We start from the raw sequence: 19,295 nt of genomic DNA on the forward strand, positions 1-19,295 counted from the left end.
AGTCCTACCGGCAGGAGAGTTCGCCGGTGCTGCAGCGGCATTTCGGGCTGGCCAAGGAGCAGGCGGGCTACTGCCTGCGCAGCGTGCTGTGCGTGGGCAGCCAGAAGAAGGCGCAGATCACCACCTATTTCCCGCCCGACCTGGGCCGGCAGCTGCGCAAGGACGACTTCAACGACGTGCTGATCTTCCGCGCCGTGCAGAAGCGGCTGGGCATCCGCATGGCCGTGGCCCACTGCACCATCCGGGCCGAGGTCGCCGACGACCTCGTCGCCGCCGACCTCGGCGTCGCCAGGGGCTCGGCCATCCTCGCCGTCGAGATGCTCTACCAGGCCGCGGACCAGCGCAATGTCGAGTTCTCCGTCGCACGACACCCGGCCGACATCTTCTCCATCACCTACGACGCGCCAAACGATCTCAGCTGACCGGACGCGATGACCCGCGAGCGGTCCACCAGGACCGTATGGACAGAACCAAAACATTATAATAGCATGATAGTACGATCGAGTTTTCGATCTACCGAGGGGAGGTACCATCATGAACAGACCAAGCACCGGACTCCTGCGCCCATACGCCATGGGCATGGGTCGCCGGGATTTCCTGAAGCGGACCGCGGCGGTCGGGCTGACCGCGGCCCTGGCAACGCCGGCGCTCGCGCAGAATGCCCGCATCAAGATTCCGCTCCTGTCGTGGATGTGGAACGAGCCGGGCCGCGGCGATGCGTGGCGGGCGATGCTGGCGAAGTTCCACGCCGAACAGAGCGACGTGTTCATCGAGGAAGCCGGTGCACCGTTCAACGAGTACACCAACAACATGCTGATCCAGTCCCAGTCCGGGGCGATCAACGGCGCGCTGTTCCACACCACCCCCGACCTGGTCGTGCGGCTGCTGCGCGGCGGGCACCTCGAATCGCTGCAGGACGTGGTCGACAAGCTGGGCATCGGCAGCACGCTGAGCGCCGCGCATGACCATCTGCGCGTCGACGGCAAGGTGCACGGCCTCGACATCGTGACGGTGAAGTTCGGGCTGCTCTACAACTCGGCGCTGTTCGAAAGCGCCGGCGTCGGGGTGCCGACCTCTCCCGAGGAATGGGTGCAGGCCTCGATCGCGCTGACCAAGTCTCCCGACCAGTTCGGCATCTACTCGCCGCACCTGATGAGCGAGCCGGGCGACTTCTGGTTCATCCTGCAGCAATGGGCGGTGATGTTCGACGGCCTGTGGGCCAAGGGGCGCACGCCGCTCGTCAACTCGGCCCCGGTGATCGAGGGGCTCAAGCTCTTCAAGACCATGTACGACAAGGCCATGCCGCGCGGCACCGACACCGCCACGGCCAACCAGATGTACGCCAATGGCCGCATCGCCCAGCAGCTGATCGTTTCGGCGGCCGTCAATATCTGGTCCAGCTCCGGGCCGCAGATCTACCCCTCGCTGCGCAGCGTGGTGCCGCCCGGCCCGAGCGGCAAGGCGATCACCCGCATCCACCCGATCTGCGTCAACGCCAATGCCTCGGACGACGAGAAGGCCGCCGGCAAGGCCTTCGTCGAGTGGCTGTACCGCCCGGAAAACTACCAGGAACTGATGGAACGGTGCCTCGACGTGGTGCCGCCCTATCCGGGCGCGATCCGCGAGGAGTATCTCGCCAAGCAGTTCTGGGCCGACGGCTACCTGAAGGGCGAGGCGATCACGCCGCTCGAGATCATGGGCGACTACATCTTCTTCAACCAGGAGTTCGGCAACGTCGTCATGGACAAGTTCTCCGAAGCGCTGGTCGCCGACCGGCCGGTCGAGGATGCCATGGCCGATGCCCAGCAGGAGCTGGAGAAGGCGTCGGAGCGCCTGTTCGACGGCTTCACCCTGTAGTGGTCGATCACTGAGGTTGCCGGGGGCGTTCCGCGGAACGCCCCCGTGGCGTCTGGTTGGCGGGGTCTTCGCCCCAGGCTTCCGGGGTATCTGGCACGCATCGGGCAAATATCGAGCGGGTATCGCAGTCAGCATGGCAGAGCAGGTCGACGAGCGCGCGGGGTTCACGCTGCGGCACCGGCGGGCCCGGGGGAGTTCCCTGGCCTACACGCTGGTCTTTCTGATCGTCGCCTACCTGGCGGTCTTCATCCTCCTGCCGATCGCGCAGCAGTTCCTGACCAGCTTCTCCAACAACGTGGTCGGTGTCGACAAGGTCCAGTGGGTCGGGCTGCGCAACTACGAACGGCTGTTCGAGGACGACGACTTCTGGTTCGCCGTTCGCGTCACCTTCACCTACATGCTGTTCGTCGTGGTCGGGGCCGTGTCCCTCGGGCTGCTCTCCGCGCTGCTGCTCAATCGCCGCTTTCGCGGCCGCAACGTGGCGCGCAGCGTGATCGCCGTACCGTGGGCGTTTCCCGAAATTTCCGCCGTCCTCGTCTTTCTGTGGATGTGCAACCCGACATTCGGCGTGATGAACGTCTTCGCCCGGCTGTTCCCCGGCATCGAGCAGAACCTGAACTGGCTGTCCGACCCCAAGCTGGCCATGCCGCTGGTCATCGCCCTGTCGATCTGGAAGGCCTTCCCGTTCACCTTTCTCGTCATTCTTGCCGCGCTGCAGGCGGTGCCGCGCGAGCTCTACGAGGCAGCCGAGGTGGACGGTGCCACGCGCCTGCAGCAGCTGCGCCACATCACCATCCCCGAGATCACCCCGACCCTGATGCTCATGGCCGTGCTGATGTCGATCTTCTCGTTCAAGCAGTTCACCCTGATCTGGCTGACCACCGGCGGCGGCCCCTATGGCGGCATCACCGAGACGCTGGTCCTGCGCATCTACCAGACGGCCTTCCGCTTCTTCGACCTGGCTTACGGCGCGACGCTCGGGGTCTCGGGATTCGTCATCGTGCTCGGCCTGACGCTGCTGTTCGTCTATGCCCAGCAGCGGCTCGACCGCACGAGGAGGCGTTGAGGCCATGAACGCTGCCGCCCACCTGCGCTACAGGCTCCGCCGGTTCGGCGCGGGCGTGGCGTTCTACGTTCTCATCATCGGTTTCTGCGCGGTGGTGCTGTTCCCGGTCTACTGGATGATCGTCAATGCGATCCAGCCGTTGAGCTACGGCATGCAGTACCCGCCGCCGCTGATCCCGCAGGAGCTCAGCTTCCTGCCGTTCGCGACGCTGTTCGAGAACTTCCCGGTCGCCCGCTGGCTGGTGAACTCGCTGCTGCTGGCGGGCATGACGACGCTGATCGTCCTGGCGCTCGCGGTACTGGGGTCCTTCGCCATGACCTTCCTGAGGTGGCGCGGCAAGGCGGCCTTCGGCCTGCTGCTGCTGATGACGCAGATGCTGCCCGAGGCCCTTGTCGTCATTCCGGTCTATGCCATGTATCGCAACCTCGGCCTGTCGGACAGCCTGCCGGCCCTGTCGCTGGTCGATGCCGCGTTCATCCTGCCGATCTGCATCTGGGTGCTGAAGAACTCCTTCGATTCCATCGCCGAGGAAATCTACGAGGCGGCGCTGATCGACGGCTGTTCGCCGCTCGGGGCGCTGATCCGAACGCTGCTGCCGCTGTCCGCGCCCGGCCTGGTGGCGGTCAGCGTCGTGGCCTTCTTCTACGCCTGGAACGAGTATCTGTTCGCGGTCACGCTGGTCACCTCGCCCGATATCCGGCCGGTGGCGGTTGGCCTCGCCTCGCTCAAGGTGATGCTCGACACGCCGATCGACCGGGTGCTGGCGGCGGCCCTGTTCTTTTCCATCTTTCCGGTGATCTTCTACCTGCTGATCCAGCGGTACATCGTCGCCGGGCTCAGCGCCGGGGCAGTCAAGGGTTAGGACTTGAGGGGGAGCACATGGACATCACCTGCGTCGTCGACGCGAGGGCCGAACTGGGCGAAGGCACCATCTGGGATCCCGTCGAGGGCGTCCTGTGGTGGATCGACATCTGGCAGAAGCTCATTCACCGCTACGATCCGCGCACCGGCAGGGACGAGACCTGGCAGGCGCCGGAGTACCTGGGCTGCATCGGCCTGCGCGCCAGCGGCGGCCTGGTGCTGACCATGGCCTCGGGCTTCTACTTCTTCGATCCGGCGAGCGGCCGCTTCGAGGCCATCTTCGATCCCGAGGCGGACCTGCCCGACACGCGCTTCAACGACGGCAAGCCCGACCGGCAGGGCCGTTTCTGGTCCGGCTCGATGTTCGAGGCCCCCGGCAAGACGCCGCGGTTCATCGGCTCGCTCTATCGCATGGACAAGGACCTGTCGGTGCACCGGATGATCGAGGGGGTCGGTTGCTGCAACGGGCTGGCCTGGAGCCCGGACAGCCGGACGATGTATTTCTCCGACAGCCACACGCCGATCGTCAGGGCCTACGATTTCGATGCCGCGACCGGCGACATCGAGAACGAGCGGGTGTTCGTCGACCTTTCCGATTTCGGCGGCATTGCCGACGGCGCCACGGTGGATGCCGACGGCTGCTACTGGGTGACGATTCCGTTCAAGGGCCGCGTCGACCAGTACGATCCGGCCGGCAGGCGCATGCGGACGATTGCCATGCCGACGGATCTGCCGACCTGCTGCGAGTTCGGCGGGGAGGGCCTCGGCACGCTCTACGTCACCACGGCGGTGCTGCGGCGACCGGAGGAGACCTTCCGCGACCAGCGCAACCCGGGCGGACTGTTTGCCATCGAAACCGGTACCAGCGGGCTGACGCTGCCGCCGTTCGGCGGCTGAGCCGTCCCGTGGCTCAGGGTCGGCCGAGCGCCAGCCCGATCATCGCCTGGCCGAGCGCGAGGCCGCCGTCATTGGCCGGCACGCCGCCATGGGTGATCACCTCGAGGCCGCTCGGGGCGAGCGCGGCGAGCACGCCCTCGAGCAGCAGGCGGTTCTGGAACACGCCGCCCGACAGCGCGACGGCGTCGACGCGGTGCTCCCGGGCCAGCCGCAGCGCCGTCTCTGCGACCACCGCGACCAGCGTCCTGTGGAAGCGGGCAGCGATCGGCCCCGGCTCGATGCCGGCGGCGAGATCGCCGAGGACGCCCTCCCACAGGCGCCGCCAGCGGATCACCCTGTCCGGCGGCGGCAGCGGCCAGGCCTCGGCCGTCTCGAAGCCGCCGCCGGCCAGCGCTTCGAGTTCGGAGCCGGCTTGGCCCTCGTAGGATTGGCGGTCGAAGCAGACCCCGAGCATTGCCGCGCAGGCGTCGAACAGCCGGCCGGCGGAGGAGGCGAGCGGCGCGTTGATGCGGCGCTCGATCATCCGGTCGAGCAGGTGCAGCGGCCGGCCGGCCAGGCGTCCGGCGATCGGCAGGCCGGCCGCCGCGCCCTCGAGGTAGCCGGGCCCGAAGGCCTGCGCGAGGTGGGCATGGGCGTTGCGCCAGGGCTCGCGGCTCGCCGCGTCGCCGCCGGGCATGGCCACCGGATCGAAATGCGCCAGCCGCCGGAACGAGCGATAGTCGCCGAGCAGGAACTCGCCGCCCCACAGCGTTCCGTCCTCGCCCAGTCCCAGCCCGTCGAGGATGACGCCGAGCACCGGCGGGGCGTCCAGCGGTCGGCCATGCCCGGCGAGGCAGGCGGCGAGGTGGGCGTGATGATGCTGCACGGCGAGCAGCGCGGCCCCGGTGTCGCGCGCCAGTTCGGCCGCCATGCGGGTGGACCGGTAGGCGGGATGAAGGTCGGTCACGATCAGGTCCGGCCGCGCATCGAACAGCCCCTGGTAGAGCGCCAGGGACTGGCTCCAGGCGCGCTGCGCCTTTTCCTCGTCGAGTTCGCCCAGGTGCTGCGACAGGACCGCCCTGCCGTTCCCGGCGAGGCAGAACGCCGACTTGAGATCGCCGCCGGCCCCGAGGACGCGCAGCCCCTCGGGTGCGCCCGGGGGCAGGGCGAAGGGCTCGGGGGCATGGCCGCGGCCGCGCCGCAGCATCGATACTCCGCTCGTGTCGCAGCGCACGACGCTGTCGTCGAGGCGATTGACGATTTCGCGGTCATGCATCAGCCAGGCGTCGCAGAGGCCGGCGAGGTCGCGCCGGGCTTCGTCATTGCCGGTGACCTGCGGCTCGCCCGAGCGGTTGGCGGAAGTCATCACCACCGGCCCGCCGAGCAGTCGCAGCAGCAGATGGTGCAGCGGGGTGTAGGGCAGCATGATCCCGAGCCGGTCGTGGGCGGGCGCCACCGGGGCGGCGATGCCGCCACCGGCACGCCGCCGCAGCAGCACGATGGGCGCCGCGCGGGACGTCAGTTCGGCGGCTTCCGCCTCTGAGAGTTCGGCGATTTCGGCGACCTGGGCGAGATCACGGGCCATCAGGGCGAGGGGCTTGGCGTCGCGCTGCTTGCGGCGGCGCAGCCGCCTCACCGCCGCCTCGTTGTGCGCGTCGCATACCAGGTGAAATCCGCCGATGCCCTTGAGCGCGAGGATCCGCCCGTCGCCGATCAGCTCGGCGGCCCGGCGGATCACCGCTTCGGGGCCGGCCTCGGGCCCGAAGCCGGCGTCGCCTTCGAGCCAAACGCGGGGGCCGCAGTCGGGGCAGGCGATGGGCTGGGCGTGGAAGCGCCGGTCGGCGGGGTCCTCGTACTCGGCCCGGCACCGCGTGCAGGGCACGAAGTGCCGCATCGACGTCGCGGCACGATCGTAGGGAACGGCCTCGATGATCGACAGCCGCGGACCGCAATGGGTGCAATTGGCGAAAGGGTAGAAATAGCGCCGGTCGCCGGGATCGAGGATTTCGGCGAGGCAGTCGGGGCAGCAGGCGGCGTCCGCGACGATCCCGGTGTTCGCCTCGCCACCCAGGCTGGCCGCGATGCGGAAGCCGTCCGCCGGGCAGGCCCCCGGCAGCTGCTCCACCTCGATGCGATCGATGCGCGCCAGCGGCGGGCACTCGGCGGCGAGCCGGCTGCGGAACACGGCCAGGTCGGCGGCACTGCCCCACAGCGCGACCTCGACCCCCGACGCATCGTTGCGGACGTGGCCGGCGAGCCCGAGGCTCGTGGCGATGCGCCACACCGTCGGCCGGAACCCCACCCCCTGCACCAGGCCGTAGACCCGGAGCAGCCGCCCCTCCGGCGCCGTGCCCGGCGTGCGCGAGCGGCTGCCGGCGGTCCCCGCGGGCATCGTCAGCAGATTCTCGGCAGCTGCTCGCCGTCGATCCAGTCGACGACGCGCATGCCGCCCAGCCGCGTGCGCATGCGGACCAGCGTGCGCTCGTCCGCGACGACCTCGCCGATGATCGCGGCGTCGCGTCCCCTCGGGTGCGCCCGCATCGCGGCGAGCAGCGCCTCGGCGTCGGCCGCCTCGCAGATGGCGACCAGCTTGCCTTCGTTGGCGATGTTGAGCGGATCGAGGCCGAGCAGTTCGCAGGCCGCCGCGACCTCCGGCTGCACCGGCACGGCGGGCTCGTCCAGCACCATGCCCGCCTGCGACTGGTGGGCGATCTCGTTGAGCGTCGCCGCCAGCCCGCCGCGGGTCGGGTCGCGCAGCACACGGATACCGGAGACGCTCGCCAGCATGGCCGCGACCAGGTCGTGCAGCGGCTGGCTGTCGGAGACGATCTCGGTCTCGAACGCGAGGCCCTCGCGCCGGGACAGGATGGCGACGCCGTGGTCCCCCATCGTGCCCGAGACGAGGATGACGTTGCCCGGCCGGGCGCCGGCTCCCGAGATGGCGACGCCGTCGGCGAGGTCGCCGACGCCGGTGGTCGCGATGAAGACGCCGTCGCCCTTGCCCTTCTCGACCACCTTGGTGTCGCCGGTGACGACCGGCACGCCGGCCTCGCGGGCGGCGCGGGCCATCGAGGCGACGATCCGGTCGAGCGTTGCCAGCGCCAGCCCTTCCTCGAGGATGAAGGATGCCGACAGCCACAGGGGCCGCGCCCCCATCATGGCGATGTCGTTGATCGTGCCGTGCACCGCCAGCGCGCCGATATCGCCGCCCGGGAAGAACAGCGGCGAGACCACGTGGGCGTCCGTCGCCATCACCAGCCGGCCCTCGACCCGGCCCAGCAGCGCGCCGTCGTCGCCCTGCGCCAGGTAGGCGTTGCCGAGGTGCCGGTGGAAGACATCGCGGATCAGCCCGGCCATCGCCCGCCCGCCGGCGCCGTGGGTCATGTCGATGGCGCCGCGGGGCCCGGGGTCGATCGCCGTCATCCCGCGACCGCCTCGAGGCCGGCGGGCCGCGGCTCCCGGAAGCGGCTGTAGCTGTAATAGGCGGCGCAGGCGCCCTCGGACGACACCATGCAGGAGCCGACCGGGTTCTGCGGGGTGCAGACCGTGCCGAACAGCTTGCAGTCTGTCGGCTTCTTGACGCCGCGCAGGATGGACGGGCACTCGCAGGACTTCACCTCCCGCGAGACCTTGGCGCTCAGTTCGAAGCGCTTCTCGGCGTCGAAGCCGGCATAGGCATCGCGGATGCGCAGCGCGCTGCCGGGAACGGTTCCGAGGCCGCGCCACTCGAAGCTCTGGCGCAGCTCGAACACCTCGTCGACCAGCGCCTGCGCCTTGCGGTTCCCCTCGGGCGTAACGACGCGGGTATACTCGTTCTCGACCTCGTGCCGGCCCTCGTTGACCTGGCGGACGAGCATCAGCACCGACTGCATCACGTCCAGCGGTTCGAAGCCGGCGATGACGACGGGCTTGCCGAACTCTTCGGCGAAGCGCTCGTAGGGCCGCGAACCAATCACCGAGGACACGTGCGAGGGCCCGAGGAAGCCGTCGATCCGGACGAGACCGCTGACCTCCGGCGATTCGAGGATGTGGCCCATGGCGGCGGGGGTGAGGACGTGGTTGCAGAACACGCTGAAATTGCTCAGCTCCTCAGCCGCCGCCAGCTTGATCGCCACGCCGGTCGGCGGCGTCGAGGTCTCGAAGCCGATGGCGAAGAATACCACCTGCCGCCCGGGGTTTTCGCGCGCGATCTTCAGGGCATCGAGCGTCGAGTACACCATGCGCACATCGGCCCCGTCGGCCTTGGCGCGGATCAGGCTGCGCTGCCTTGTGCCCGGGACACGCATCATGTCGCCATAGGTGCACAGGATCACGCCGTGCCGCTCGGCCAGTTCGACGGCGTCGTCCAGCCGTGCGACCGGCAGCACGCAGACCGGGCAGCCGGGGCCGTGCACGAACTCGACGTTTTGCGGCATCAGGTCCTGCACGCCGTAGCGGAAGATCGCGTGCGTGTGGCCGCCGCAGAACTCCATGAAGTGGTAGCTGCGCCCGGACTTCGCCTCGGCGGCGATGGCCCCGGCAATGATGCGCGCCAGGTCGTGGTCGCGGTACTCGTCGACGAACTTCATGCCGGCATCTCCGTCAGTTCGTCGTCGAGCACGCCGGCCTCCCGCATCAGTTCGAGCGTCCGTGCGGCCTCCTCCTCGCTCACCTTGTGCAGCGCATAGCCGACATGGACGAGCACGAAGTCGCCCAGGCCCACGCCCTCGACGAGGGCGAGCGAGATGCGCTTTCTCACCGCGTCGAACGCCACGACGGCCATGTCGTTGTCCAGCAGTTCGACGACGCGGGCGGGGAGGGCGAGGCACATGTCAGGCGGCTCCCGCCAGGTTCGCCGCGCGCGGGCGGCGGGACGGGGCCGCCAGGCGGGCCGCCTCGATCCAGCCGGTCCAGTCCGCCATCCCCTCGCCGGTGCGGGCGGACAGCAGGACGATGTCGATCCCGGGATTCACCTTGCGGGCGTTGGCGATGCAGGTTGGCAGGTCAAAGTCGAGATATGGCAGGAGGTCGGTCTTGTTGAGGATCATCAGGTCGGCGGCGTGGAACATGTCCGGGTACTTGAGCGGCTTGTCCTCGCCCTCGGTGACCGACAGGATCACCACCTTGTGCGCCTCGCCGAGGTCGAAGCCCGCCGGGCAGACGAGGTTGCCGACGTTCTCGATGAACAGCAGCGAGCCGCTGGCGAGATCGAGGTGGTCGACGGCGTGGCCGACCATGTGGGCATCGAGGTGACAACCCTTGCCGGTATTCACCTGGATCGCCGGTGCGCCCGTCGCGCGGATGCGGTCGGCGTCGTTGGAGGTCTGCTGGTCGCCCTCGATGACGGCGATGGCGATGTCGTCCTTGAGGTCGTCGATGGTGCGGCACAGCAGCGTCGTCTTGCCCGAACCCGGGCTCGAGACGATGTTGAGGGCCAGCACGTCGCGGGCGGCAAACCGCGCGCGGTTCTCCCGGGCGAATGCGTCGTTCTTGGAGAGGATGTCCTTTTCCAATTGCACCATGCGCGCCTCGCTCGTCCCCGAGGCGAGGGCCGCGGCAGCGACGTGGCCATGATGAAGCACGCCTGCACCATGATGGTGCAGGTGGTGGTGACCGTGATCGTGGTGCCCGTGACCGTCATGCCGGTGGCCGGTCCCGGCGGCCATGCCCTCGATCCTGACGTTTCCCTCGTCGCATCCGCACACCGAGCACATCAGCGCACCTCCAGTTCCCTGATCCTCATTTCCTCGCCTGCCGTGACCTGCAGCAGATGGCTGCCGCAGACCGGGCACGGATCGTAGCGGGCGGCGATGGCGATGCCCTGCCCGCAGGCCATGCACCGGGCGCGCCCCTCGGTCTCGACGATGTCGAGCCGTGCATTCTCGGCCGCCGATCCGCGCATCACCACATCGAAGCCGAACCGAAGCGCCTCGACCTCGACCCCCGACAGGCGTCCGATCTCGAGGCACACCCGATCGATGGTGTCGAATCCCTTCCTGGCCGCCTCCTCCTCGAGGATGCCCCTTATGCTCTCGCAGATCGACAGCTCGTGCATCGGCCGGACCTCACCTCGTCGCCGATGCGGGGCCGCCCGTGCGGGCGGGCAGATCGGCCTCCGTCGCCGGATCCTCACCGGTGCGCGCTTGCGGCGCAACACATCGACGTCGACATCGGATAGCATGTCGTCCGGTCCAGATCATCACGCCGGGGAACGACATGCAACGCGTAACCATCACGCTCGACGACGACCTGATGGACGAACTGGACCGGGTCATCGCCCTGCGCGGCTACCAGAACCGCTCCGAGGCGATCCGCGACCTCGCGCGTGCCGGGCTGAAGCAGGCGGCGCAGGAGGCTGGGTCCGACCTGAACTGCGTCGGTGTGCTGAGCTACGTCTACGATCACGCCGCCCGCGATCTTGCGCGGCGCCTCACCAGCACCTTCCACAGCCACCACGATCTGACCATCGCCAGCCTGCATGTCCATCTCGACCCCGAGAACTGCCTCGAGGTCGGCATCCTCAAGGGACCGATGGCCGAGGTGCAGCATTTCGCCGAGCATGTCATCGCCGAGCGTTCGGTGCGCCACGGCGCCCTGCAGATCGTGCCGGCGGGCGCCGCTGCGCCGCACGCCCATCGGCACCAGCACGGGCACGACCACGATCACTGAACCGGGGCCGCACCCTGCGGCCGGGGAAGCCTATTCGTCGCCGTCGCCGCGGCTGGCGATGGCGAAGTCCTGCAGCTGCCGGGCCGTTTGCGGCCGCCGATCGGCGAGCTCGATGACGCATTCGAAGGCCGCCCAGATGACCTCCTTCTTGCGCGCGGAGGGGTGGGCCTTCCGGACGGCCTTCAGCAGATCGCGCGGCTTCAGCGCATCGGTCGATGACAGCTCGAGCAGGGTGTCCTTGATGGTGACGGGCTTGTCGGCCATGGCTTTGCTCCGTTTGCCATTGGTGATCGCACGCCCGATTGTCACAATCCATGCCCCGGCGTGGGCGGAACGTCGCATCCGCGGTCCCCGGCGCCGCACCCTCGCGCGGTGTCGAGGGATTGTCATATTGGCGTGGTAGCCCGGTCGATGTGCCCGACACCGATACGCAGACACCTGACGCCGACGCGAACGCAGCAGCTGCGCTGGGCGATCTTCTGGCTGTCAGGACCGGCGTCCTCGAGGATGCCCGGCAGACCCTCGAACAGATCGGCGCCGATCCTGCGGACCCCGATCTTCTCAACCTGGCGCACTATCTGTCATTGCGGCGCCATGATCTGCGGCCGCTGCAGCGACGGCTGACCAGCCTCGGGCTTTCTTCGCTCGGCCGGCTCGAAGGGCGCGTTCGCCCCAGTCTCGATGCGACCGTCGTGGCGCTGGCGGCACTGTGCCGCTCGCCGGTCGACGTCCGTCCTCCTTCGAGCGAGGAGTTCTTCGCCGGCGAGCGCCGCTTGGCGGCGGAGTCCGACCTGCTGTTCGGCCCGCGCCGCGCCCGGCGCCGCACCCGGATCATGGTGACGCTGCCGACCGAGGCCGGTCTCGACCGCGATCTTGCCGAACAGGTGGTGGCCGCCGGCGCCGACGTGGTGCGCATCAACTGCGCGCACGACGACCCCGACCTGTGGCGCGCCATGGTAGGGAACCTCCGCGCCGCGGCGGACGTGCGGGGGCACCGGCTGTCCGTGCTCATGGACATTGCCGGGCCCAAGCTCCGGACCGGGTCGGTGGGGCGTGCCGGCAAGGACGACAGGCTGCGGCCGGGCGACCGGTTCGCGCTGGTGGACCGACCGGAGCTGCTCGACGGCATCGCGCTCGCCCACGCCGCCAGCATCGCGACGGGGGGGATTGTCGCCGGCATTCTGCCCGGCGAGCGCGTGCGCTACGACGACGGCAAGCTCGAGGGCGTGGTGGACAGCAATGCCGAGGGCGTGGCCATGGTGCGCGTAAGCCGGGCCAAGGCCGGCGGCGTGCGACTGAAGCCCGACAAGGGCCTCAACTTCCCCGACAGCGACCTGGCGGTAAGTGCGCTGACGCACAAGGACCGTGACGATCTGCGCATGGTGGTGGAACTCGCTGATATCGTCGGCTACTCGTTCGTCAGCCGGCCCTCGGATATCGACGTGCTCGACGAGGCCCTGCGCGATCTGGTGCGGCCGGCGGGTCGCAGCATCGGGCTGGTCGCCAAGATCGAGCGCCCCGAGGCCGTCAGGAACCTGCCCGCCCTCATCGCGCGCGCCAGGAAGCGCGGTCCGTTCGGGATCATGATCGCCCGCGGCGATCTCGCCGCCGAACTCGGCTTCGAGCGCCTGGCCGAGATGCAGGAGGAGATCCTGTGGCTCGCCGAGGCCGCGCGCGTGCCGGTGATCTGGGCGACACAGGTGCTCGAGAGCCTGATCAAGGACGGGGTCCCGTCGCGCGGCGACATGACCGATGCGGCCATGGCGGCGCGCGCCGAGTGCGTCATGCTCAACAAGGGTCCACACGTCACCGAGGCGATGGCACTGCTCGACGGCCTGCTCGAACGGATGGACGGGCACCTGTTCAAGAAGTCGCCGCTGCTCAGGGCGCTCAAGTCCTGGTGACGGGAAGGCCGGCTCAGGCGATCTCGGCCCAGTCGAGGGCGCGCCCGAGGCGGGCCGCCTCGCGTCCGAGGAGTGCGGTTCGCGTCGTCGCGACCAGTCGATCGAGGCGCGGGCGCCAGCCATCGGGTCGGCCCGACCGGATCGCCTCGAGGAACGCCCCGATCGCCTCCGTCCCGTCGCCGGACGACGGGGGCAGGGGGGAACCGTCCGTCAGGCGCGCCTCGAACCGGCTCGCCAGTCCCTTGCCGAGATGGAAGCGCATCGTCACCAGGCTTCCGTCCGGATAGCGATAGGCGACCGCGTGTTCGCCGGGGCCATCGCCGAGGCGGCCGACCCCGAGCAGCGGCGGCCCGCCCTTCAGCTGATTGATCCGGTCGATCACGCCGAAGCCGTCGCCGAGCAGCACCCCGCCCGACAGGTTCTCGTCGAAATACCAGTTCTGCGCCGCACTTCCGCCCGGCGTGAAGCGCCGCCACGGCGCCCGCTGCCAGCGGACATCGATGCCGGCATCGCTCGAAAGCGATGCGCCCGTCGTCGCCAGGTCGACGCCGATCGACAGGCCCGCGGCCTCCGCCCGGTCGGCAGTGCCGAGCAGGGCGCGGCAGCCGACGGCATCGACCGCGCCGGGCCCGAGCATGAAGACGTGCTTGCCGGCGGCGATGGCGGTCGATACGTGCCCGCTGCGATAGGCCGGGATCCCGGCGACGAACACCGCATCGAGCGCCCGGATGGCGCAGAGCCGCTCCGCCGCGTCCGCTCCGGCCAGTACTTGGTCGGGCCCGACCTCCACCTGCGGGTGGGGGCCACCGCGCCGGCGGTGGTGGGTGAAGATGTCAAGCGCCCGCCGGGCCCGTGCGTCCACTTCGTCGGCGATCGCCACGAGGCGGAACCCGCGATCCGCCCTCAGCGCGCGCGCCAGCAGCGAGATCCCGTCACTGTCGCCCCCGATGAGGCCGACACGGATCGGCCCCGCGGGGGCGGCCACCGCTGCTGCCGGGAACGCCGCGGCTGCCGCCGCTCCCGCGCTGACCATGGCGAGAAAGTGCCGCCGCGTCAGGGCAGCGATCGGCAGGGGGCGGGCTTGCGTCATGGCTGCCCCTCGCCGCCGAAGAACGCCCTGTTCTTTGCGATGAAGGCTTGCCACTGCTCCGGCACGGCGTCGTCGGCGAAGATGGCCTCGACCGGGCATTCCGGCTCGCACGCGCCGCAGTCGATGCACTCGTCCGGGTTGATGTAGTAGTGGTCGTCGCCTTCGTAGATGCAATCCACCGGACAGACGGCGACGCAGGACGCGTCCTTGGTCCCGATGCAGGGCTGGGTCACGACGTAGGCCACGGAGTCCTCCGGCTCTGATGGCACGACGCTAGCCCGAAGCGGATCGGCGGGCAATGGCATGTCCCGGCCGGTCCGCAATTCGGGAACAGCTCCGTTCAGCATCGAGGCCGAAATGTGTCTATCCCCCTGACGAATCGAGCGGCGGCGGCCGATTCGCGATGCGCCCTCCATCCGTCCGACTACATCAGCGTTCATTAACTTCGTTTCCCTTATCATTTCCTCCGGACCGTGGAGCGCGACCTCGAAGCCGGTCGCCGGTGGGGAACGAGCATGGGAAAGACGGACTTCGTAGAGCGGCGCAAGGCGCCACGACCTCTGGCCTTCAAGATCCAGCACCTGCTGCTGGCGGTGTCGACGGTGCTGCTCGGGCTGGGCCTCGGCCTGACCGCGGCCAGCATGTGGACATCGGCGGCGTTCTCCCGCGCCAGCGATCACTCGGTGACGATGATGAACTCGATGCGCGAGCACATGACGGCCGACATGCTGCATGACGGCATGCGCGGCGTGGTGTTCCGACAGATGTTCGCCGCGATGACCTTCGACCGTACCATGCTGGAAGAGGGGCTGGCCGAGGTCGAGGAGTATGGCGGTCAGTTCCGCGACGCGCTGGCCGTGCAGAACGGCCTCGACCTGCCCGATCGGGTCCGCGCCAGCATCGGCGGCGTCGCCGGCCCGCTTTCGGACTATCTCGAACAGGCCGGCGTCCTCGTGCGCCTCGCGTCCGACGGAAAGCTGCCCGAGGCGCGGGCGCAACTGGCCGAGTTCGACCAGAGTTTCAAGGCCCTCGAGGGAGCGATGTCGTCTGTCTCGGACGCCATCGAAGCCGAGAATGCCGAGGTGGTCAGCGAAGCCGAGGCGGTCGCCCTCAGTGCCACGATGGCGAACTGGGGCGGCGTTGCCCTGACGCTGTTTCTGACGGCCGCGATGGTATTTCTTGGGCGCCGCTTCCTCAGCGGCCCGCTGATCAGACTGACCGCCATCATGCGCGAGCTCGCCAATGGCCGCTCCGACAGCAAGTTCAACGAGGTGCAGCGCGTGCACGAGATCGCGGCGATGCAGGGCGTCGTCTCGACCTATCGCAATGCGCTCGAGGACCGCAACCGCCTCGCCGCCGAGTCCGAGCGGACCACTGAGGAAATCCGCAAGCGCTCGGCCGAGGCCGCCAGTCTCAACGGCGAGTTCGCGCGGGTGGTGAAGGCCGCGGTACGGGGCGATTTCAGCCACCGGATCGCCGGCACCTACGAAGACCAGGGCCTGGGCGAACTCGCCTCGGGCTTCAACGAGCTGGTGGACAGTGTCGACAGGGCGATCGCCGAGACCGGCGCGGCACTCGCCTCGCTCGCCGAGGCCGACCTGACGCGACGGGTGACGGGGGACTATGCCGGTGCGCTGGCGAAGCTGCGCGACGACACCAACGCGGTCACGGACAAGTTCAGCCTGATCGTCGAGCAGTTGCGGCGCACCTCGCAGCAGCTGCGCACCGCCACCGCGGAAATCCTCACCGGCTCCAACAACCTCGCCGACCGCACCAGCAAGCAGACGGCCCGCATCGAAGAGACCTCGGCGACCGTCGGCCAACTGGCCCAGACGGTGAAGGCCAATGCCGACCGCGCAGTCGAGGCCGCCCGCAATGCCGAGGCGGTGAGCCGGGCAGCCCATGATGGCGGCGCCATCATGGCGCAGGCCAACGCGGCAATGGAGCGCATCACGGCCTCGTCGGCGCGGATCTCGAACATCATAGGGCTGATCGACGACGTCGCCTTCCAGACCAACCTGCTGGCACTGAACGCCAGCGTCGAGGCGGCCCGGGCCGGCGAGAGTGGCAAGGGCTTTGCCGTCGTCGCCATCGAGGTGCGACGGCTTGCCCAGTCGGCGGCAGAGGCGTCGGCGCAGGTCAAGGACCTGATCGTGCAGTCGGCGGCCGAGGTTACCGAGGGCACGCAGCTGGTCGCCAGGGCGACGGCCTCGCTCGAGGCCATGCGGCAGTCCGTGGAGCGCAATCGCGAGCTGATGGAAGGGATTGCCGAGGAAAGCAACGAGCAGGCCCGGGGCATCGCCGAGGTGAACTCTGCGGTGCGGGACATGGACGAGATGACGCAGCACAATGCTGCCCTCGTCGAAGAGACCAACGCCGCCATCGGGCAGACGGAGGCCCAGGCGCACGAACTCGACGAGATCGTCGACATCTTCGTCCTGGACCGCGCCAGGGAGCTGCGCCGGGCCGCCTGAGTCCGGTCTCGGCCCGGCCCCCTCGGGAGGCGGTCGGGCGGGCTTGACAGTCGGGCTCGTTCCGACTGTCCTCACCCGGGGGGTGGTCCTCTGCCGGGACAACGCGCTCCCGAAACCCCTCGGAGACAGGCATGACCGGCGGCGATCTCCTCTGCGACAGCCTGCTCGAACTGGGCGTCGACGTCTGCTTTGCCAACCCCGGCACGTCGGAGATGCACTTCGTTGCAGCGCTGGACCGCCGGCCCGAGATGCGCTGCGTCCTCGGGCTGTTCGAGGGCGTGGTGACCGGCGCGGCAGACGGCTTCGCGCGCATGCGACGGCTCCCTGCGGCAACGCTGCTGCACACCGGACCGGGGCTCGCCAACGGCTTGGCAAACCTGCACAATGCGCGGCGGGCAGGCTCGCCGGTGCTCAACATCGTGGGTGACCATGCGGCGCATCACCTGCCCTTTGATGCCCCGCTGACCAGCGATATCGAGTCCCTCGCTCGTCCGATGTCGACTGCGGTCCGGCGGCTCGGGTCGCCCGACGATGTCGCGGCGGGCGTCGCGGCCGCCTGGCGCGACTCGATCCTCTCCGCCGGGCCGGTCACCCTGATCCTGCCTGCGGATACGGCCTGGTCGGCGACCCCGGTCACCGCGCGCGCCGGTCGGGTTCTGCCATCGCGACCGGCGCCAGACGCCGACGTGATCCGGGAGGTGGCGGCGGCCATCCGGTCCTGCCGAGGGCGCTACGCCCTGCTCGTCGGGGACGAAGCCGCGCTTGCGACGGGCACGGACCTGGCGGGGCGTATCGTCGCGCGCCACCCACACGGCGAGGTACTGGCCGAGGTGCTGCCGGCGCGTCTCTCGAACGGTCGGGGACGGGTCTCGCCGCGGTCGATTCCGTACCCGGTCGACCAGGCGCTGGACATGCTCAGGGACATCGAGTTGCTGGTGCTGGTCGGTGCGCCCGAACCGGTGGCGTTCTTCGCCTATCCCGGCAAGCCCAGCAGGTTGGTGCCGGAGGGGTGCAGGGTCATCTCGCTGGCTTCCCGCCGCGAGGATCAGCTGGCGGCGCTCGAGGCGCTCGTCGATGAGCTCTCGGCACGCGCGAGCCCGCCGGCGACCGACCGCGCCGGACTGGACGAGGCAGCCTTTTCCGGCCCGCTGTCGGCGGATCTCGTGGGAGAGCTGCTGGCCCGTCGCCTGCCCGAACAGGCCATCGTCTGCGACGAAGGGGTGACAGGGGCCGCGAGGTTCAGGGCGCTTGCCCATGCGGCGGCCCCGCACGACAGGCTCGCGGTGTCGGGCGGCTCGATCGGCATCGGCATCCCGCTTGCGGTCGGCGCGGCGATCGCCTGCCCCGACCGCAAGGTCGTCAGCATCCAGGCCGACGGCAGCGGCCTTTACACCCTGCAGGGGCTGTGGACGCAGGCGCGCGAGAGGCTCGACGTGCTGACCGTCATCCTCTCCAACCGGGCCTATGCCATCCTGCAGGGCGAGTTGCGAAACCTCGGGGTCGATCGCGTCGGGCGCAATGCCACCCGGATGATGAGCCTCGATGACCCGCCGCTGGACTGGGTAAGCCTTGCCAGGGGGTTCGGGGTCGAGGCTGCGCGGGCGGAAACGGCGGAGGCGTTTGCCGACCTCGTCACCGCCGCGATGCGCCGCCACGGCCCGTTTCTCATCGAATGCGTCATCTGACGGCGCAGCGCTACCTCGCAAGCCTGACGCCAGCGGCCGCGCAGTAGTTCCGCAGCCAGCCGATATCGTCTCCCGAGAGCGTGTCGATCAACCCATCCCGCAGCCAGCCGGCCAGCTGGTCCTCCCAGTCGAGACCGGCGCGCCGGGCGTTCTCGAGCGCCGATGGCCGATAGGCATGACAGCGGATCGACCGGCCGGCAGCGTGCAGGGCCTGCGCGTCGGCGGGATCGAAGACGTCGAGATCGATGCAGAGTTCGTCGAGGTCCGACATGCCGGCAACCGCCACCGGATCGGCGAAGCGCTCGTGCACGATGCCGCCCGTCAGCAGCCCCGGGATCCGCGCCTTGGCCTGCTTGAGGCTCCAGTGGTCGAAGGAAATCATCATCACCCGCCCGAGGTCGTCCGCGGCGAGCGTTCCGGCCAGCGCCTCCAGATAGCCCCCGATGTTGCGCTTCTCCTTGATCTCGATCTCGAGCAGCAGGTCGAGTTCGTGGGCCAGCGCAATCGTCTCCGCAAGCGTAGGGACCCGGATTCCGGCGTAGCCGGGCCCGAACCAGGCGCCGGCATCGAGTGTCCGGATGTCGGCGAGCGCCAGGTCGGCGACGGCGCCAGATCCGTTCGTCGTCCGGTCGACCAGCATGTCGTGCATGACGACGATCTCGCCATCGGCGGTGAGCACGGTGTCGATCTCCATGCTGGTGCCTCCCAGCGCATGGCCTTCGCGGAAGGCCTCCAGCGTGTTCTCGGGTTGGCTGAGACTCTGCCCCCGATGTCCGCACAGGTGCACGAAGCCGTTGTCGCGAAAATGAAAACTAGGCACTGATCTCTCCATGA

Annotated in this window: 19 protein-coding genes; 9 read left to right on the forward strand and 10 right to left on the reverse strand. The window is 69.2% G+C overall.

The window, feature by feature from the left end:
* The 5 genes from ACE3TU_RS04655 to ACE3TU_RS04675 form a co-directional block, all read left to right on the forward strand.
* Window positions 1–422 (forward strand): UTRA domain-containing protein (locus ACE3TU_RS04655; RefSeq protein WP_374620824.1); only part of this gene is annotated, 422 nt, incomplete at its 5' end.
* A 112-nt stretch (window positions 423–534) separates the two neighbouring features.
* Window positions 535–1,857 (forward strand): ABC transporter substrate-binding protein, encoded by a 1,323-nt coding sequence (locus tag ACE3TU_RS04660; protein ID WP_374620827.1) that lies wholly within the window; start codon window positions 535–537, stop codon window positions 1,855–1,857.
* Window positions 1,858–1,990: 133 nt separating this feature from the next.
* Complete coding sequence (locus tag ACE3TU_RS04665) at window positions 1,991–2,923, forward strand: carbohydrate ABC transporter permease (protein WP_374620830.1); 933 nt, start codon at window positions 1,991–1,993, stop codon at window positions 2,921–2,923.
* A 4-nt stretch (window positions 2,924–2,927) separates the two neighbouring features.
* A complete protein-coding gene (locus tag ACE3TU_RS04670; RefSeq protein WP_374620833.1) occupies window positions 2,928–3,785 on the forward strand; it encodes a carbohydrate ABC transporter permease in 858 nt (285 codons plus the stop codon).
* Window positions 3,786–3,802: 17 nt separating this feature from the next.
* Window positions 3,803–4,681, forward strand: coding sequence for an SMP-30/gluconolactonase/LRE family protein (locus ACE3TU_RS04675; protein ID WP_374620835.1), 879 nt, complete (start codon window positions 3,803–3,805; stop codon window positions 4,679–4,681).
* A 13-nt stretch (window positions 4,682–4,694) separates the two neighbouring features.
* On the opposite strand, the gene hypF is transcribed toward ACE3TU_RS04675, so the two are convergent.
* Genes hypF through hypA form a run of 6 tightly spaced genes read right to left on the reverse strand, consistent with a single transcriptional unit; the run spans window position 4,695 to window position 10,694 of the window.
* Complete coding sequence (gene hypF / locus ACE3TU_RS04680; protein WP_374620838.1) at window positions 4,695–7,052, reverse strand: carbamoyltransferase HypF; 2,358 nt, start codon at window positions 7,050–7,052, stop codon at window positions 4,695–4,697.
* A gap of 2 nt (window positions 7,053–7,054) precedes the next feature.
* Window positions 7,055–8,083 carry a hydrogenase expression/formation protein HypE gene (hypE, locus tag ACE3TU_RS04685; RefSeq protein ID WP_374620841.1) on the reverse strand — a complete coding sequence of 343 codons (1,029 nt, stop codon included), beginning with the start codon at window positions 8,081–8,083 and terminating at the stop codon, window positions 7,055–7,057.
* Window positions 8,080–9,228: a hydrogenase formation protein HypD gene (gene hypD / locus ACE3TU_RS04690; protein ID WP_374620843.1), complete on the reverse strand. Its 1,149-nt coding sequence runs from the start codon at window positions 9,226–9,228 to the stop codon at window positions 8,080–8,082. The genes hypE and hypD overlap by 4 nt, the downstream gene beginning before the upstream one ends.
* Window positions 9,225–9,470 (reverse strand): HypC/HybG/HupF family hydrogenase formation chaperone, encoded by a 246-nt coding sequence (locus ACE3TU_RS04695; RefSeq protein ID WP_374620846.1) that lies wholly within the window; start codon window positions 9,468–9,470, stop codon window positions 9,225–9,227. The genes hypD and ACE3TU_RS04695 overlap by 4 nt, the downstream gene beginning before the upstream one ends.
* Window position 9,471: 1 nt before the next feature.
* Entirely contained in the window at window positions 9,472–10,353 is an 882-nt protein-coding gene (gene hypB, locus ACE3TU_RS04700; protein WP_374620849.1) for a hydrogenase nickel incorporation protein HypB, read from the reverse strand.
* A complete protein-coding gene (gene hypA, locus ACE3TU_RS04705) occupies window positions 10,353–10,694 on the reverse strand; it encodes a hydrogenase maturation nickel metallochaperone HypA (RefSeq protein ID WP_374620852.1) in 342 nt (113 codons plus the stop codon). Before hypA ends, hypB begins: the two co-directional genes overlap by 1 nt.
* Window positions 10,695–10,855: 161 nt before the next feature.
* Between hypA and nikR the strand changes: the two genes are divergently transcribed.
* A complete protein-coding gene (gene nikR, locus ACE3TU_RS04710) occupies window positions 10,856–11,308 on the forward strand; it encodes a nickel-responsive transcriptional regulator NikR (protein WP_374620855.1) in 453 nt (150 codons plus the stop codon).
* Window positions 11,309–11,338: 30 nt separating this feature from the next.
* On the opposite strand, the gene ACE3TU_RS04715 is transcribed toward nikR, so the two are convergent.
* The gene (locus ACE3TU_RS04715; RefSeq protein WP_374620858.1) at window positions 11,339–11,572 is read right to left on the reverse strand and encodes a hypothetical protein; all 234 of its coding nucleotides are present in this window, start codon (window positions 11,570–11,572) and stop codon (window positions 11,339–11,341) included.
* Window positions 11,573–11,721: 149 nt separating this feature from the next.
* Between ACE3TU_RS04715 and ACE3TU_RS04720 the strand changes: the two genes are divergently transcribed.
* Window positions 11,722–13,212 carry a pyruvate kinase gene (locus ACE3TU_RS04720; protein WP_374620860.1) on the forward strand — a complete coding sequence of 497 codons (1,491 nt, stop codon included), beginning with the start codon at window positions 11,722–11,724 and terminating at the stop codon, window positions 13,210–13,212.
* A 13-nt stretch (window positions 13,213–13,225) separates the two neighbouring features.
* On the opposite strand, the gene ACE3TU_RS04725 is transcribed toward ACE3TU_RS04720, so the two are convergent.
* Both ACE3TU_RS04725 and ACE3TU_RS04730 read right to left on the reverse strand, forming a co-directional pair.
* A complete protein-coding gene (locus ACE3TU_RS04725; protein ID WP_374620863.1) occupies window positions 13,226–14,302 on the reverse strand; it encodes a Gfo/Idh/MocA family protein in 1,077 nt (358 codons plus the stop codon).
* Window positions 14,299–14,547 (reverse strand): indolepyruvate ferredoxin oxidoreductase subunit alpha, encoded by a 249-nt coding sequence (locus ACE3TU_RS04730; protein WP_374620866.1) that lies wholly within the window; start codon window positions 14,545–14,547, stop codon window positions 14,299–14,301. Before ACE3TU_RS04730 ends, ACE3TU_RS04725 begins: the two co-directional genes overlap by 4 nt.
* Window positions 14,548–14,817: 270 nt before the next feature.
* Here ACE3TU_RS04730 and ACE3TU_RS04735 point away from each other — a divergent pair, with 270 nt between their 5' ends.
* Complete coding sequence (locus ACE3TU_RS04735) at window positions 14,818–16,776, forward strand: methyl-accepting chemotaxis protein (RefSeq protein WP_374620868.1); 1,959 nt, start codon at window positions 14,818–14,820, stop codon at window positions 16,774–16,776.
* Between the two features lie 131 nt (window positions 16,777–16,907).
* Window positions 16,908–18,461: an acetolactate synthase large subunit gene (locus ACE3TU_RS04740; RefSeq protein ID WP_374620870.1), complete on the forward strand. Its 1,554-nt coding sequence runs from the start codon at window positions 16,908–16,910 to the stop codon at window positions 18,459–18,461.
* Window positions 18,462–18,471: 10 nt separating this feature from the next.
* Here ACE3TU_RS04740 and ACE3TU_RS04745 read toward each other — a convergent pair whose 3' ends face one another.
* Window positions 18,472–19,281, reverse strand: a complete 810-nt coding sequence (locus ACE3TU_RS04745) for a glycerophosphodiester phosphodiesterase (RefSeq protein ID WP_374620873.1) — start codon at window positions 19,279–19,281, stop codon at window positions 18,472–18,474.
* Between the last annotated feature and the right edge of the window lie 14 nt (window positions 19,282–19,295).

The organism is Devosia sp., from assembly GCF_041917035.1.
Lineage (GTDB): Bacteria > Pseudomonadota > Alphaproteobacteria > Rhizobiales > Devosiaceae > Devosia_A.